Below are 17,059 nucleotides of genomic sequence, written 5' to 3' on the forward strand. Positions count from 1 at the left end.
TAGTTTAGCATAACTGAGAAAATTAATCTCTCATTTTATAGACGTTGGCAATAATGCGTTCGAACTTCTCATCTTTGGAATAGTTCAGGTGGCCATCCAGTATATTACCTTTCTGATCAATGGCTACCCAGCGGGTGATGGCAGTGAGGCAATAGCGGAGCATGAACTCCTGTGCCTTAGGATCGGACCTGTCAGCGGATAAAAACAGGTTGTTCACCCCGTTGATATTTTTTCTCACGCTGAAACGCTTCCACTCTTCCTGGGTTTCGGAGTCTGGTGCTTCCCAGCAGATGGTGAGGAATACGATATCGTTTTTGTCTTTATAGGAATCAGCCAGCTGACGGAAGAAAGGCAAACCTTCTACGCAACCATGGCACCACATCGCCCAGATGTCGATGATCACAATTTTACCTTTGAAGTCAGACAGGCGTACAATGTCACCGTTTTCGTTTTTCAGGGCAAAGTTAAAAGCAGGCAGTCCTGCTTCCAGCTGTGCATATGCTTTGTACAGGGAGTCAGTGGTTTTGTAACCTGAACTGTTGGGTTTCAGTGATGCTTTTGCAATGGAATGAATCTGCTTCATTTCAGAGAAAAATCCATTGTTGCGCCCTTCTACCACGAACCAGGCGATGGCGGATTTTCCTTTCATCGCATCTGATTTGCAGGTGGTGAGTATTTCAGTTACCTGATTGATAGTTTTGAGTGTAGGGTCCTGCATTTTGCGACCGGCCCACCAGAAACTTACGATCTCCCGGGTAATGCTTTCACTACCAATTGCCGCGATGGCAGAATCACCGATATTGAAACCTTTGAGGTACCAGTCACCAAAACCAGCTGTAGTTTTCAGTGCCGCATGTTCATCTGCAAAACGACTTTTTAATTGAATCCGGGCTTTATCTTCATGAAAATCCACGAGATTACGCACGGTAGGATTACTAATTTTCGCGTCCGCAATGAGCTGCGCGATAGTTTTTTCACAGGAACTAATTGCCTGATCCAGCTGCTGCGTTGTGTTGACAGCTTTAACATCTACCGACAGATAGATACTATCAATTTTATACAATAAAGCATGTTTGGCTGCATTTTTTCCAGACCACAGGGCTGTAAATACGCCCTTTGGAGCGGCAGTGTATTTGTCTTTCAACCTTAATGCTACTGACACCGTTTCACCGGCTTCAACTACCATGGCCACCTCATTTACCGTGATCACCTGTGTAACTGCCGGAAAAGTGCTGGTAATGGATGTGCTGGGCGTATTGCCCATGCGATAGCTCTCATCTTTAAATACACCTGTTTCCTTACCACCGAAATAACTTACCAGTATCTGACCGCCGTAAGGTTTGTTACCGGTCACCTGTAATTGCAGTTTTGCCGGCATTGCCGGGCCTGTGGCATACATGCTATTCCAGCCCAGCATCATCATCAGAGAAAGACTTATTGCTCTCATTTTCGTAACAGTATTAGTTACAATTAAGGCAATCAATCGCTTCAAAAGGGTGAAGCTTCCAGGTTATTTTTTAAATAAATTTTGATAAAAAAAATAGGCCCCGCAAAGCAGGGCCCGTCAAAACAAATTTAAATCAGTACAACGCTACGGTCGTTCACCAATAGCCTGTAAATCGATCCCATACTCGGTCTGGAAGAAATTGCACACTACCTCATATTTTTTCCTGACCATACCTTTGGTATCATAATTCGGTTTGAAGATCGTATTGTTCAACTCAGCACGTGTACGGCTGGAGATATAGGCTACATACATACCAAAATCCCAGTAAATACTGATATCCGACATCTGGGTTGCCTGCCCTAAAAAACCCATTCCACGGGGGTCACTGGTGGCAGTATTGTATGCAGGCGGGGCCAGCTTCACAAAATCAAGGGGAATTTTAATAGCACCGCCCAAAGTAGCATTTTTAAAATAGGCTGCAGTCACCCATTCCCGGAGAGTTCTGGCCGGGTATTTTTTCTTCAGAAAAGCACTATCCGCCCAACCAATCACCAATGAGGTAGCGGTGGCAAAAGTACCTGTAATGGAAGGAACCAGTTTGGTGATGGCAGAGACATTCATTGTATCGATAGAGGCCGCAAGCAAAATCTTGTATGGCATTGTCTTTTTCAGGAATTCCTCCGGAAAATAATTCATAAATACAGTTTTGAAAAGCTTCAATGTTGTATCTATGTATGGCGGGTTGGCTATTTTAGCAGCTAACCGTGGCACATTCCCTGTTACCTCATACAACAGGTCGTGATTGGTAAACTTGTATAAAATGTAGGAGCTATATTGATTCCTGAAAGCCACGATGGAATCATCATAAGGCTGATCACCCTGTGGAAGCGTATAGAAAGGAGGATTGGGTACTGGTTGAATAGCAGCTTCCTTTTTACAGGCATACAGGCTGCACATCACAAACAGACTTGCGGCAATCCCTCTTAATTTTTTGTATATCTGCATGGTAGTTTTTTTATTAGGTGAATAATCCATTAGATAGGCATGCGTCTGGCACCAATACTGGGAGTTTGTCCCAGCGTCCTGTTTTTCTCCAGCACTTCATTGGAGATTGGCATCACGTATTGTGGATCACGTTTTTTGAGCTCATAGATTTCCGTCGTATTTTTTGTAGGCATATAAGAATGCCTGATAGCGGGCATTCCGTACCTACGCAGGTCAAACCAGCGGTGACCGCCCTCCATAAACAGCTCCCTCCTTCTTTCCTGGCGGCATAGCTGCAACAGTTCATCGCCGGGGTGCAGTGTCCATGGTACAAATTTGGTCTTATCCCAGCGGGAAGCACGGAGTTTATTTAAGTCATCCAAACCTTTCTGTGCTGCTTCGGCATTTCCGGTGGTACGGTAGAGTTGAATATAGGCTTCCGCACGATTCAGATAGGCTTCTGCGGTTCTCCAGGCATTACCGAGCATACTATTCCCCATCGTGCCCACATTTTTTAGCTGCGAGTAAGGGGTTAACACCAGTGGTTTGAAGATCTCCGGTACTTCGGAAATATATTTATCCCGGCGCAGGTCACCAGGTTCCAGGATGGACATGTAGTCGTACGATACATCATAAGCTACCATCAAACCTCTGGATGTATATTCCAGGACGCTGCCATAATACCACAGCACTTCCGGATTATCAGGTGCAATGAACGGCCTTGGATTCGGATCATTGGGATCCGGAATGGGCTGCCATTCCGTGAAGTCCATCAATTGCGGATGACGTTCGATCACCACACTGGCATGTTCAATAACTTTTTCCCAGTTTTCCATGTACAGGTTTACGCGGGACGCCAGCAACTCTGCACCTAAATAGGACATACGAAATGCGGGGAGTTGCAGCTTTTGCTGTTCCAGGAGCTGTATAGAAGAATCCAGGTCAGCAATCACCTGATCGTATACCGCTTTTACGGAGCTTCTCTTCGGGCTTTCGTCCTCCAGGTTGGCATTCAAACGCATGGGTATACCCACCAGTTTATCCGGTGTGGTGGTGGAGTCATTGTATGGCAAAGCATACAGGTTCACAAGCATAAAATGATAAAAGGCCCGGGCTGCAAAGGCTTCCCCCTTAAACTGAATTTTATCTTTTAGTTCTCCCTGCGAACCATCGATCTCCTGAATGGCCACATTGGCACCCAACAACAACTGATAGTAGGTACTCCAGGAATCCATTCCGCTGGAAGCCAGTGTACCTCCTCCATTCTTACTCAGGTCTATAAAATCTGGCTGCCATTGATAACAGGGCGCATTAACAGTAAGATCCTCATCGGAAGGGAGCATCTCACCATTGAAAGCCTGAAAATCATCATCCATAAAAGTCAGGTAGGGCTGCAACAATGTTTTTGCACCGGGCATCCCTTCTGTATATAATATTTCGCTAAACTGCTTGGTCGTTTTAGGTATAATTTCGTACTGCGAACGCTCTTCAAGAAACTTTTTACATCCACCAAACGGGACCACTAAAAAAGCCAGGAGAAATAACTTCTTCATAATAATTTATTTAATGGATCTGTATTATAAATTCAGCGTCAGGTTAAGACCATATTGCCGTGCAATGGGCAATGCCGAGGTACCTACCCCGTCGGTTTCAGGGTCCTGCCCATTCAGGGCTTTGCTGGCGATAGTAAACACATTGGATACAAATACTCCTCCGTTTAGTCCGTTTACACCTAACCGCTTTACTACTGATAACGGGAAGGCATAATTCAGGTTCACACTGGGACAGCGTATAAAGTCGTTACGGACAACTCTGATATCAGACTTCGTATAGGCGGCATAAACATTATCCGACAATGCAGCATTAGCATTTGCGACGGTTTGATCCACCAGTGCAGGTATGTTTGTGATGGCTTCATCACCTGGTTTACGCCAGCGGTTCAGCAGTACACTGTTGGCATTACCAAATGGCGGCGGCACGCCGTCATTGGTTTTATTGAGAAACAATGGATCTAATCTTTTATGGCTACCAAAGCCATAGGCGAGGGTGGCATGGAGCGACAGTTGCTTATACCGTCCACTCACAGAGAAGCTGCCATTCATAATAGGTTGTAACTGTCCTGAATACACGAGCCACGTGGTTGGATCATCGAGTGTAACCCTTTTACCATCCAAATCAGCGAATTTCGGCAATCCGTTTTCCGGGGACAGCCCGGTAAATTTATAGGAATAAAAACCACTGATCGCCCTGCCCGGAACATTTGCTGTACCAGAAAAATAGCTCTGGTAATCATTACTGAACTGATTATCTCCTATGGTATTATAGTTTCTGCTGTTAATAAAAGTCAGGGAGAGATTCATATTTTTCTTCCGGATCACTTCTACGTTTACCGTCAGCTCCAGCCCGCTGTTAACCATCCTTCCTTCATTTTTATACATGGTGGTAACACCATATTCAGCAGCAATGGTACGTGCCATGATAAGATCACGGCTTCTTTTGGTATAAAAATCGGTGTTTATATTTACCCTTCTGTCGAACAGGGATACATCCATCCCCAGGTTAAACTGGTGCGTTTTTTCCCAGCGCAGGGAAGGATAAGCCAATGATTTGATATCGAGTTGTGGAAAGCCGGTGATCTGATTAATGGAGCCGTTTACAGGATAAGAGGCGATCAGCTCAGGCCCTACCGCGTCCACCACATTTCCCTGGGAACCATAGGAACCACGCAACACGAGGCCGCTAATGAGCCGACTGGTTTGTAACCATTTTTCACTGGATACATCCCATCTTCCGGAAACTCCATAGTTGGGTAAAAATTTAGCATTGGAATATTGGCCAAACCGGTTGGAACCATCAGACCTCGCAGTCACACTAAACGCATATCTGCTCTTGAGGCTATAGGTGGCCGTGGCCATCAGGGAGAATACGTTGTTCAGGGAATTGGTGATGCTGTAATTCATCAGCTGATTGAGGCTGGGATAGGAAGGAGAAAAAGTTTGCCCTCGATCCGGGAAGTAACCGGGTTGCTGGGTTTTATTCATCTTCAGCTGTGTGGAACGGGCCTCCGTACCGACCATAAATGCCAGCTGATCTCTTTCCTTAAATAATCCCAGGGAGTAATCCAGCATATTGGTGTTCGTGATGGTAGACGAGAAACTGGTACCGATGTTGGCAAGGCCACCATAAGGTATTTTAGACTCGTTTACCTGCAGTGTGGTGGGTGCATAGCCCAGGTCCCAGCCACGCATCGCTGAAATATTGTAGCTGTTTTCATAAGCGGCCATAAAACTCTCACTGTTATCCAGTACTGCATTTATGGTACTTCTTAAAGACAGGCGCGGCAAAATCTTGTACCTGGCAGATAAGCTACCCATCAACGACCTTACACTACTGGTATTTTCTGTGCTGGCAATTTCGTTGAAGATGTTAAAAGTAATGGGCCCCGGCATCGGATGCTTGATAACGGTGGAAGAAGACAGTGCATAGGCAATATCCGGCGCCAGTGCCCTGCTGGTACTGAGTGCATAAGTCAGCGGTTGTACACTGGGGTAATAACCTACATTTTTATTGAAATTACCTTGCAGGCGTACGTCCAGCTCCAGTCGCTTTCCTCCTTCCGTATGCACACCTACATCTGCTGTATATCTTTTTAGCCTGTCTTTTTGGGCGAGACCTTTATTATCGGTATAGGAAAAGGAAGTGTAATAAGTTGTTTTACCGGCACCACCGCCCATACTGATGGATTGGGTCATGGAAAACTGGTTCCGGAACAATAGCTTGAACCAGTCTGTATTATTGGTTTGCAGCTTCTCCACAGCAGTGTTAAACTCGGCTTCTGTAATTTTTTTTGCATTCAGTGACATGAAGAGGCCTTCGTAGGAGTACGGCTCGTTCAAAAAATCGCTAAGGGTTCTATGAGGGAGTCCGTCCTGCAGCAGTTGGCGGCTCAGTTCCACTCTTTCGGCGGAGTTCATGAGCTTCATTTTGGTGAAGTCCGGGCGCTGGCTGAAGCCATAGTTACTATTATAGGACACACGCATGGGACCTGCCTTTCCTCTTTTGGTGGTCACGACTATTACTCCGTTGGCAGCACGTACGCCATAGATGGCGGTAGCGGCAGCATCTTTGAGGAAGGTGATACTCTCCACATCATATGGATTGAGTCCACTAACGGCGCTGCCTATCATGGAAAAGTCGCCTGTCTGCGCATCACTTACCACATTGTTCAGCTGAGTGGCGGAGATGTTTACCGGGTCAGGACGTACCACGTTATCAATTACCCACAATGGGCTGGCGTTGCCCACAAAGGTAGATGTACCACGAATACGAATGGTGGGGCGTGCATTTACGCTACCGGAATTATTCATTACCAATAATCCCGGCACCTTACCCTGCAACATTTTATCAATGCTGGGTGAGCCTGGTATCATCATTTCTGCGGCATCCAGTTTATATACCGAAGCGGTAGACATGCGGGCATCGATTTTCTGATACCCGTTTACTACCACTTCCTGTATTTCCTGTACGGCAGTATCCATGACTATTTTAAACAGGGTACTGTTGTTGGTAGAAGAAAAGGAGCGCACGAGCGTTTTCATTCCAACCAACGAAAAGCGCACGGGCTGCTTATCATTCACTACCATCCCAAACATACCATCTGCCTGTGTGGTAGTACCCATGGACTTGCCGGAGGCCGCGATGGATACACCTGCCAGTGGTTCGCCCTGGGCATTTTGCACTTGTCCCTGTATGTAAAATCCCACCTGTACGTCTATAGAAGCAGTGATATGCGGAAAGATTACAATCCCTCCAAAGTCTTCCACAAACTCAAGCCCGGAGTTGACCAGTACTTTTTTGAGCAATTCACCTAAAGTGCCGTTTTTCTGGTCTACGGTAACCGCGGGGCCTTTTTTAACCAGGGCGTTATCGTAGGTAAAGCGCACTTTTGTAATGTCGCGGATTTGCTTTAACACGGTGGATAACGGCAAATCTTTTGATTGGTACGTTACCCTTTTAGCCAGTACGTCCGACTGCCAGGCGCTTGCTGTCACTGTGGTCAGCAGCAATGTAAATAGCAGCAGCAATGGCATAGCATAGCCCTGCACGGCCCTCCTGAACGAGGGTGTGCCCTTCATTGTTTTCATCTTGATTGATATTAGTTGGTTAAACAGTCTGGCTCACCTGCTGATAGCGGTACCCTGATGCCACGTTTCTAATTGATTCTCTTTATTCACTTATTTTCTAAATACTTCAATATTTCTTCCTTCGATTCGGAACTGTACAGTTCCGGTGATACGGCTGATCTGATCCAGCACCTGTTGCAGGTTTGTTGGCTGGCGCATATCCAGGGTGAGCTGTAATTGCGCCAGGGTGGCATCTTTGCAGGTGAAGGTATAGTCGTAGCTACGTCCCAGGCTTTCCATTATCTGCCCCAGTCCTGCTTCTTCAAAATACAGGTCGCCATCTTTCCAGGCGGTATAAATGCGTGTATCTACGTTGATCCGTTGCTGCTGGTGGGTATGGCTGTTGTACTGCGCCTGTTGCCCTGGTGTAAGCACCAGTGTATTACCGGCTGTACCTGTACTTACCTTCCCTGTTACCAGCGTAGTTTGAATAGTGGTATTGTAATTATTGATGTTAAAGGATGTACCCAGTACATTCACGTTTACCGCACCTGCGGCCACTTCAAACACCTGCTGCGCGTTAGGGGCTACCTCAAAGAAGGCCTCTCCTGTTATGTATACCTGCCTGGTTTTACCGTTGAAGGCGGTAGGGTATACCAGCTGCGAGCCGGCGTTGAGCCATACATGGCTACCATCTCCCAAAACAATATGTGCTTTATTACCATTTGGCACCACGAGGGTATCCAGTTGAATGGTAACGGTGCTGCTTACACTATATTGAATCACGTTGGCTTTATTCAGTTGCACGGTAGTACCATTGGCCAGTTGCGTAGTTTTCCCGGCGCTATCCAGGGAAATGAACTGGCCGTTACCCATTTTAATCTGCACTCCCGAAGAAGGCGGCAAGGTGGCTTTGGCCAGCATGCCCGGTTTGGCCGAAGGTTTTGTTTGATGGAGTGCCCACCAGGTACCGGCCGCGCCGAGCAATACCAGCAGCGTGGCCGCTACGGCCAGCCGGTTGCGCCAGCGCACCTTTAAGCTACGTTGCTCCCTGTCAGCGGCAAACCGCTGCCACCCTTCCTCTGTCGGAAAACGTTCCGCAGATTTGGTCAGCTGCTTCATTTCCAGGGCGGCGAGGTAGGCAGACTTCTCCGCATCGGTCAGCTGGCTGGTATCACCATCTGCGAGGGCGGATAAAATCTTATCCCAATTGATATCTTGATCTGGTGTATTCATGATTATATGAATTAAGGCAATTCGAGTCAGAAAAAGGGTGAATCAAAAATCTCCTTTATTTAAAAAAAATCAGGAAGACGATGTAGATGAACATCCATTCACATTCTTTCCGCAGGAATTGATAGGCCAGTTTCATTTGTGTTTTAACGGTATTGACAGAAATATTGAGTTTGCCGGCCACGTCGTTGTACGACAATTCATCGCGGTTGCTCATTAAAAAAATGCGGCGGCGCTGTTCCGGCAAACGGCCGATAGCTGCCCACAGGGCAGCATGGCGGCTTTCCTCCAATTCCTTGTCTTCCACCGTATCCGGTGCCTGATCCATGGAATCGGAAGGGTCATTAAATATTACTTTACCGTTTTTTTTCAGGTAGTTTAAACTGGCATTACGAACAGCTCTGGTTGCATAACTTCTAAAATTTTGTGTGATCTGGATAATATTGCGCTTATCCCAGCAGTACATGAAAAAGTCTTGCACCATGTCTTTTGCTGCATCTTCATCTTCCAATACATAATAAGCTGTGGCGCACAATATAGAATAGTGGCTACGAAAAAGTTCTTCAAAAGAAGCCGGCTCTATAGAGTTTGGTTGATACATATCGTGTTGGCACCCGTAAAATTATCAACACAAAATAGCGTAAAAACCGGATAATCAATACTCCAGGCTAATTATTCGCCATTCCGGTCAGCATCTGCACCGTTTCGGCCAGTTGCCTGTCCCGGGCGCAGGCTTTGAGCCAGTCCTGGTACCGTGCGCGCTTGTCGGCCGGTAATTTGTCATCCGCGGTTCCTTTCAAACTAAGTTGGTGATCGGGTGATAGTGTCAGCGCGCTATCAATGGCCAGTTCGTGCTGGCGGCTTTCCTTCATCTGTTTGCTGAAAAGCGTTTTTTCCAGGTTGACAGGCTGATTTTGCTGGCTATGCAGCCATTCTACGTGTTGCTTAAGTTGTTGGTAATTGGGGTCGGCGGCAATTTTTGCATTTGCCTGCTGGATGGTTCGCTGCAGGAGCGCAGTGTTGGTGTATGGCTGGAAACGAGCGGCTGGTATGGTATCTGCCGGCATCGCGGAATCGAAATCCTTTTCCCTGATTTTCGCATATATTTTTTTGCTTGGGAAAATTACGTCTGGTACAACTCCTCCCAGCTGGGTGGTGGTGCCGTTGATACGGTAAAACTTCTTGATGGTAAGGCCTATGCTACCGTAATTAATGTTAGGAATACCTCTGGCGCTGTCGCCCAGCTTGCCCATTGGATAAGTCACCTGCATGGTGCCTTTTCCGAAGGAGGTAGGGCTGCCTACTACAATACCGCGCTTATAGTCCTGAATGGCCGCAGAAAATATTTCGGAGGCAGATGCACTGCCTTCGTCTATCATTACTGCCAGTGGGCCATCGTAGAGGGTTTCGCCATTATTATCTATACTGTACGATTCTATTTTATCTTTTCCTTTGCCTAAAACTACAGGTCCTGCTTTCACAAACAGGCCGGTCATGGTCACTACTTCATCGAGTGAACCGCCTGGGTTGCCTCTCAGGTCGATCACGATCCCATCTACTGCTTCCTGCTTCAGCTTCAGTACTTCCATGGCTACATCGCGGGCACAGCGCACGCCATTCATATTTTTAGCGTCCAGGTAGAATTCGGAGAGTTGTACGTAACCGATTTTTTTGGTTCCTTCTATTACTACCGCACTTCTGGCGGCATTGGCATCTTCCTTTATTTCCCCTCTTTTTACTTCTATTTGTTTCACTTCGCCGGAAGACTTGCGCACCTTCATTTTCACGGAGGAGTTGAGCGGGCCGCGTATGAGCCTGGAAGCCTCTGTGATACTCATGCCTGCTACAGTCACCATTTTACCGTTGTCGTCACTCAGTTCCAGGATGTGGTCATCGGCTTGGAGTAATCCGCTGAGATCAGCGGTACCACCGGGGAGTACGCGTTTGATGACTACATCCCCATCCAGGGTAGTCAGTTCCATTCCGAGTCCGAAGTAGCGGTGGGTCATCATGGTTTCCCGCAGGGAGGCGTCGATAGGCGCCATAAAAGTGGTGTGCGGGTCCATTTCCATGGCTACTGCATTGAGGAAGGCGGCAAAGCGATCATCCGCAGCGGTGGTGCTCATCAGGTTACTAAACAGCTGGTCCATATTGGCCAGCACGGCTTTGCGGGCGGCTGCTTCTGCTGCCACATCGGATTTGGTGCTGTCCTGGCGCTGGATTTCCATCACCTTTTTCAGCACTTCATACTTCATGGACTTACGCCATATTTCTGCACGTTCTTTTTCTGTTTTTGGGAAAGATGCCATTGTCCTGGTGGGGGCAACGGTTTCTTTCTGACGGAAGTTCATAGGCTGAGCGAGCAGGTTGCGATACAGCTGCTGCAACTCGGCGAGTCGCTTTAATTGTATGGTGTATGCGGCATTGAAATACTCCAGGGACTGGGTGGTCAGCTGATCGTCGATAAGGGTTTCATATTTACGCAAGCCATCCACATCCTGCTGAAGCAGTGTATTTTTATTGGCATCAATCACGCGGAGGTATTGCTGCCAGATCCTTTGGGAGAACTGGTCGTTGACCAGTTTAGGAGCATAGTGTTCGTTATTTATTCGCTTCATCACTAACCGTATGGTGTTTTTACGGTTTAGTTCTTTTTGTGGATCGGTAGGTTCACCCGCTATGGCGTTGTATCCCATCAGCATTATCGGCAGATAGCAGCAGTATTTCGAAATTGTCATATTTATTATATTTAATAATAGATACCTCCGCGGTGGCGTCTATTTATAATAGAGGCAATTGGGGTTGGAAAAAGGGTGAAGCGGGGTTTATTTTTTTTCGTAAAAAACGATTGGGGAAGACCGAAGGTCTTCCCCAATCGCACTGGGAGCAGGCCGGCGGCCTGCTCCCAGTGCGTTATGATTAATTAACTACTTCACATTTGCAGCCAGCCATACCCGTAACTGCTCCAGCAGCTCCGGCGCAAGGGACTCTTCCAGCGACACATACTCCTGTAAAGTGCAGGTTTTACAATGCTGAAACAGGTGGTTTAACCCCGGCAGGTTTACCGTGGTAACCTTTTTATTGCCATTGCTTTTGGTGGCGGTGCGTATAGCTGCCAGGTTTGATTCCGCTGCTACCTGGATATCTTTTTCGCCGTTGATAGCCAGCACAGGTACGGTTACCTTTTTCCAGTAGTCAGGAAAGTTGCGGGTGATGAGAAAGCGGAACCAGGGATCGTAAAAGCGATTCACAGTGGCCTGGAGGTTTTTGTCGCGCCCCGCAGCATCTGTATTTTCATACAGGCGTGCCAGTGTGGTATCCGGAATGTTTTTTTCAAATGCTTTTGAATCTGCCGTAATTTTGGCCAGGCCTTTTACCGGGTCTGGTTCTGCGATAACGGTGTTAACTACCATATCCAACGATTTTTCGATGATTTTCAGGTCCCCGGCGGTTGTTTTTCCTGTAGCACGGCGCATATCTATCCCCTGCTGCACCACCAGCTCTTTACCACTAACGCCCACGCCTGCCAGCGATATTACAAAAGCGACGTCTTTTGATTCTGCGGCTATCATAGCGGCGATGCAGCCACCCTCGCTGTGTCCCATCAAACCGATTTTATTGGGATCTACTACCGGCAGGGTTTTAAGAAAGGCGATTCCTGCCTGTACATCTTTTGCAAAATCTGCGGAGGTAGCGTCTTTGAACTGGCCGGTGGTTTTACCTGCTCCCCTGTCGTCTACCCGAAGCACGGCATAACCTTGTTTGGCCAGGTAATCCGCGATGATGGCGAAAGGCTTGTGATCAAACAGGCTTTCATCACGATCCTGTTGTCCGCTGCCGGTGATCATCAGCATAACGGGATAGCGCTTATTCTCTTTGGGATAGGTAAGCGTGGCGCCGAACTGGATGGACTTATCCGCATTAAAGTACGTAGTATCGACCACGTTATAGCTAAACGGCGGCCTGGGCGTTTGCGGGCGGCGTACCGCAGGTGCGGCGTCCAGCTTATCGTGTGTCATGTTCAGCTGCAGGGCTGCTCCCTGGTAAAAGCTGCCATGTAACGCCGTATCGTTTACCAATACAGCAGCATAGGTAATACGTGCTCTTTTAAATATTATGTGAAGAGAATCATTGGCCACATAGGCCGTGTCCATTTTAATACAGAAAGCTTTCTGATCGGGACTGTCCATGGTAGCCGATAAATTGCCGGCAGCATCGGCCGTAACATGATATACCAGCACCATCTTCTGAAATGGCGTGGCCAGCGTTCCGTACCAGCTGCCGGTGTATTGCTGGGCGAAAACAGTCATCATGGAAAACTGGCATAGCAGCAGCATTACCAGCTGCCTGAAAAAAATGGAAAATCGTTTAGTCATACTATGGGATCGAAGGGTTAAGGATTGGGTAATCACTAATTCTTCCCGAAAGTATCAAAAACTAATGAGCCGCGGGCCACCAAGATTTCACGACTTTACGATCCCCAGCAGCACTGATATCTCCCCAAAACCTTATCAGCTGCTGTTATATGTATCGGAGTTTTCCTATATTCATCAACGTTATGAAAAAATATAGCCTGTACCTTCTTATCTCTCTTCCTTTAACGGCAGCTTTGGTAGCAATTGCCGGAAGTCTGACTGCCAACAAGAATTTATTAATTGAGGTCCTGGTCCGTCTGCTGGTATTTGCATATACCACTTTATGGGTGGCACTTGTGGATGTGAAAAACAAGAAAGCCCTACCAGCAGATGCAGTCACGCACCGCCAGCAGGGCCGGTTTTACAGCAGCTATTTTCTAATATTCCGCTGGTACGAGTGATCGACCAATCACGCGTTCGAACAGGTTTTGGTTGAGCAGATCTTTGATGGATTCGATAATAAAATCAGGTGCGTAGCCGAAGTGTACGAGGTCTTCCCGCCTGGTGACACCAGTAAGTGTAAGCACGGTGGTGAAGCCCATGGAACCGGCGCCGAGGATATCGGTGCCCATGGTATCGCCGATCATTACGGTTTCGTCGGTGGTGAGTTGCAATGCTTTGCGGGCCATGCGCATCATTACCGGGCTGGGTTTACCCACGCTGAATGCCTGTACGCCGCTGGCGCATTCCAGCATGGCTACCAGTGCACCACAGCCGGCGCGGTATTTACCATCTGCTACGGGGCAGTTAGGGTCCAGGTTGGTGGCAATTAATTTTGCACCTTTCATGATCATGTTCAGTGCTTTATCCACTGATTCGAGCATGATGGTACGTCCTTCCCCGATGATTACATAATCCGGCTGATCATCCACAATAGAATATCCTGCATTGTATAGTTCGGTGAGTAGTCCGCCTTCTCCTATTACGTAGGCGGTACCGTTTTCTTTTTTGGAGGCGAGGTAACGGGCGGTAGCCATGGCGCAGGTAAAAATATCTTCTTCGTTTACCTTAAAGCCCATCTTGTTTAGCTTGTAGCAAACATCTCTGCTGGTACGCTGGCTGTTATTGGTCAGAAACAGAAAAGGCAGCTCCCTTTCTCTGAGTCCGTTGATAAAGTCTACTGCGCCCGGAATGGGTTCGGAGCCTTTGTAGATCACGCCGTCCATGTCGATCAAAAATCCCTTTTTTTTCATAGCAATCAGATGTTGGTTAAACTATATTATAGTTGATACAAATTCACAATCTTAATTAACTATGGAATGGATAAAGGCGGGGTTGCCGGATGGCATTGGTAACCGGTACTGAGTCCGATGTTTATGGTAATGCTCCATGATGTGAAGCGCTTACCTTGGGTTAAAAGATGGCGATCATATTTGCTGATGCCGACATAAAGGTATGTATTATTTTTTTGAAGATGTTAATTTTTTCTTTCAAAAATGAATAATTACACCAATTTAACTCAAATTAAATTATATACATTTATTTTTAATATAAAAATATAAACCCTGAAAATTCAATCACAATATAGGTTTAGCTCAATTTGACGATTCCTCAATCGAATCCCTGGTACAAAATAAATACACTCCGCAAACTTCACGGTGCACCTTGCTATCCCATCGGACAGAAATTCTTAACCTAGATTAAGTCCACTTCTTAATCCAGTTCATTTGCCACTACCCCACTTCTTCGCAATTTTACATCACAAACAACGATACAAACCATGAGCAAGTATATCCTACATAAAGAAGACAGCAGACACCACGAATACAACGACTGGCTGGAAAGCAAAAAAACCTTCAGCTTCGCGGATTACTACAATCCTAAACGGATTCACTTTGGCGCACTGCGTGTATTCAACGACGATGTCGTGAAAGCCACCAAAGGATTTGGTAAACATCCGCACGACAACATGGAAATCATCTCCATACCACTGCAGGGAAGCCTGATCCATAAAGACAACCTCGGCAACGAAGAAGTGATCCGCGCCGGCGAAATACAGGTCATGAGCACCGGCAGTGGCGTATTCCACAGCGAATACAACCACGAAACGGCGGAAGACACCCGCTTCCTGCAAATATGGATCTACCCTGCTGCCCTGAACGTAGCGCCGCATTATAGCCGCCTCACCCTCCAGGATGCCTGGTTCGACAACCAGTTCGGCACCTTCGTAGCGCCGGTAGCTTCCCAAAAGGCCGCCATGATCCAGCAGGATGCTTACCTGAGCATGGGAAAATTCAACGGAGATAAAGAATTTACCTATACAATACAACAAAATGGCAACGGCGCCTATTTATATGTAATCGATGGAAGTATTGACATAGACGGACATGTACTCTCTTCCGGCGATGCACTCGGTATCAGCGACACAGCAGCTTTCAAAGGCCAGGTGAAAAGCAGCAGCGCCACCATCCTGGTAATTGATGTACCCATGAACATTCAATTGTAAGATTATGACAAACAAATCATCACTGAACCTGCTGGCAATAGGCTACCATCCTGAAATTATGCAGGTGGTACACCGACTCATCAACAGCCATAACGGCTGGCACGGCACCATCGCCGAATCACTGGCACAGGCGCAGCAACTGCTGCAAAACAATGCCTACGATGGCATCCTGCTCTGCGCCGGCGTTAGCCAGGCGGATGAAGCACAGGTAAATAATATAGCAACCAACACCCGCATCATCCGCCACTACGGCGGCGGCAGCGGACTGCTGGAAAATGAAATACGCATTGCATTTGAAATCTAACTTTTTAAAATAATTACTATGAACAACAATATTTTAGGCTTACACCACATCACTGCTATTGCAGGCGACGCACAGCAAAATCTCGACTTCTATACCAAAGTACTCGGACAACGACTGGTGAAAAAAACCGTCAACTTCGATGATCCCGGCACCTACCACTTTTACTTCGGTAACGAACAAGGTACACCCGGCACCATCCTCACCTTCTTCCCATGGCAAAACATTGGCAAAGGCACATCCGGTACCGGCATGGCTACCGAAATCAGTTACACCGTTCCTACAGGCAGCCTGGAATTTTGGAAAGAACGCTTCAAACAATTCAACGTGCCTTTCGAAGAAACCATCGAACGCCTTGGTGATAAAGTACTTCGCTTTACCGATCCGGATGGTCTGCAACTCAGCTTCGTAGAAACACCCGCCATCGATAGCCGCCTCCCATGGGAAACGGCCGACATCAAAAAAGACGCCGCCACCAAGGGTTTCCACAGTACCACGCTGACGCTCAAAAACATTGACGCCACCGCTAAAGTGCTCACTGACCTCTTCGGCTACACGCTGCTGGCACAGGAAGGTAACCGCTACCGCTTCGGTACCAACACCGTGGAAAGCGCCAACATCATTGACCTGCTGGCAACACCGGAAGGCGACCGTGGTAACAACGCCGCCGGTACCAACCACCACGTGGCATTCCGCGTAGCAAACGATGAGATACAAATGGCCCTGCGTGAAAAAATTGTCGCCGCCGGTCATCATATCACACCGAAAATCGACAGAGACTACTTCTACTCCCTCTACTTCAGAGAACCAGGAGGCGTGCTCTTCGAAATCGCTACCGATAATCCCGGATTCACCGTGGATGAGCCACTGAGCGAACTGGGTCAGGGCCTGCGACTCCCAAAACAATACGAGCAACACAGAAAAGAAATTGAAGGTGTGTTGCCGGTATTAAAATAGTTATTCAGGTTGCAGGACCGCGCGTTGCGCGGTCCTGCGGGATGACACCAGAAACAACAACCGCAATAAGCGGGAGGCCGCAAGTAACGCGGGCTACACGGATAACATGAAGGTTAAGGCCCCGCGCAGCGGGGCCCTCCAGAATGACACCGA

General features: G+C 47.4%; 13 protein-coding genes. 4 read left to right on the forward strand and 9 right to left on the reverse strand.

The genetic code is table 11. The features are described 5' to 3' along the window. Nucleotides 1-22: 22 nt before the first annotated feature. The 8 genes from KW844_RS13030 to KW844_RS13065 all read right to left on the reverse strand — a co-directional run bounded on the left by KW844_RS13030 (nucleotide 23) and on the right by KW844_RS13065 (nucleotide 13,163). Nucleotides 23-1,447: a TlpA disulfide reductase family protein gene (locus KW844_RS13030; protein ID WP_218377173.1), complete on the reverse strand. Its 1,425-nt coding sequence runs from the start codon at nucleotides 1,445-1,447 to the stop codon at nucleotides 23-25. A 144-nt stretch (nucleotides 1,448-1,591) separates the two neighbouring features. Continuing rightward, nucleotides 1,592-2,452 (reverse strand): hypothetical protein, encoded by an 861-nt coding sequence (locus KW844_RS13035; protein ID WP_218377174.1) that lies wholly within the window; start codon nucleotides 2,450-2,452, stop codon nucleotides 1,592-1,594. A gap of 29 nt (nucleotides 2,453-2,481) precedes the next feature. Next, nucleotides 2,482-3,984, reverse strand: coding sequence for a RagB/SusD family nutrient uptake outer membrane protein (locus tag KW844_RS13040; protein WP_218377175.1), 1,503 nt, complete (start codon nucleotides 3,982-3,984; stop codon nucleotides 2,482-2,484). A gap of 24 nt (nucleotides 3,985-4,008) precedes the next feature. Beyond that, complete coding sequence (locus tag KW844_RS13045) at nucleotides 4,009-7,575, reverse strand: SusC/RagA family TonB-linked outer membrane protein (protein ID WP_218377176.1); 3,567 nt, start codon at nucleotides 7,573-7,575, stop codon at nucleotides 4,009-4,011. A 90-nt stretch (nucleotides 7,576-7,665) separates the two neighbouring features. After that, entirely contained in the window at nucleotides 7,666-8,790 is a 1,125-nt protein-coding gene (locus KW844_RS13050) for a FecR family protein (protein WP_218377177.1), read from the reverse strand. A gap of 55 nt (nucleotides 8,791-8,845) precedes the next feature. Next, nucleotides 8,846-9,388, reverse strand: a complete 543-nt coding sequence (locus KW844_RS13055; protein ID WP_218377178.1) for an RNA polymerase sigma-70 factor — start codon at nucleotides 9,386-9,388, stop codon at nucleotides 8,846-8,848. 67 nt (nucleotides 9,389-9,455) lie between these two features. Next, on the reverse strand, nucleotides 9,456-11,525 hold the full coding sequence (locus KW844_RS13060; protein WP_218377179.1) for a carboxy terminal-processing peptidase: 2,070 nt from the start codon (nucleotides 11,523-11,525) through the stop codon (nucleotides 9,456-9,458). 189 nt (nucleotides 11,526-11,714) lie between these two features. Next, on the reverse strand, nucleotides 11,715-13,163 hold the full coding sequence (locus KW844_RS13065; protein ID WP_218377180.1) for a S9 family peptidase: 1,449 nt from the start codon (nucleotides 13,161-13,163) through the stop codon (nucleotides 11,715-11,717). 182 nt (nucleotides 13,164-13,345) lie between these two features. Here KW844_RS13065 and KW844_RS13070 point away from each other — a divergent pair, with 182 nt between their 5' ends. Continuing rightward, nucleotides 13,346-13,603, forward strand: a complete 258-nt coding sequence (locus KW844_RS13070) for a hypothetical protein (protein WP_218377181.1) — start codon at nucleotides 13,346-13,348, stop codon at nucleotides 13,601-13,603. Here KW844_RS13070 and KW844_RS13075 read toward each other — a convergent pair. Further along, entirely contained in the window at nucleotides 13,580-14,395 is an 816-nt protein-coding gene (locus KW844_RS13075; protein WP_218377182.1) for an HAD-IIA family hydrolase, read from the reverse strand. The genes KW844_RS13070 and KW844_RS13075 overlap by 24 nt on opposite strands. Nucleotides 14,396-14,922: 527 nt before the next feature. Between KW844_RS13075 and KW844_RS13080 the strand changes: the two genes are divergently transcribed. From KW844_RS13080 to KW844_RS13090, 3 genes are read left to right on the forward strand one after another with little or no spacing between them, the layout of a single operon-like run. Then, nucleotides 14,923-15,648, forward strand: a complete 726-nt coding sequence (locus tag KW844_RS13080) for a pirin family protein (protein ID WP_218377183.1) — start codon at nucleotides 14,923-14,925, stop codon at nucleotides 15,646-15,648. Between the two features lie 4 nt (nucleotides 15,649-15,652). Then, the gene (locus KW844_RS13085) at nucleotides 15,653-15,952 is read left to right on the forward strand and encodes a hypothetical protein (protein WP_218377184.1); all 300 of its coding nucleotides are present in this window, start codon (nucleotides 15,653-15,655) and stop codon (nucleotides 15,950-15,952) included. A gap of 18 nt (nucleotides 15,953-15,970) precedes the next feature. Then, the gene (locus KW844_RS13090) at nucleotides 15,971-16,906 is read left to right on the forward strand and encodes a ring-cleaving dioxygenase (protein WP_218377185.1); all 936 of its coding nucleotides are present in this window, start codon (nucleotides 15,971-15,973) and stop codon (nucleotides 16,904-16,906) included. Nucleotides 16,907-17,059: the final 153 nt, after the last annotated feature.

Source organism: Chitinophaga sp. sic0106 (genome assembly GCF_019219075.1).
In the GTDB taxonomy this organism is placed as follows: domain Bacteria; phylum Bacteroidota; class Bacteroidia; order Chitinophagales; family Chitinophagaceae; genus Chitinophaga.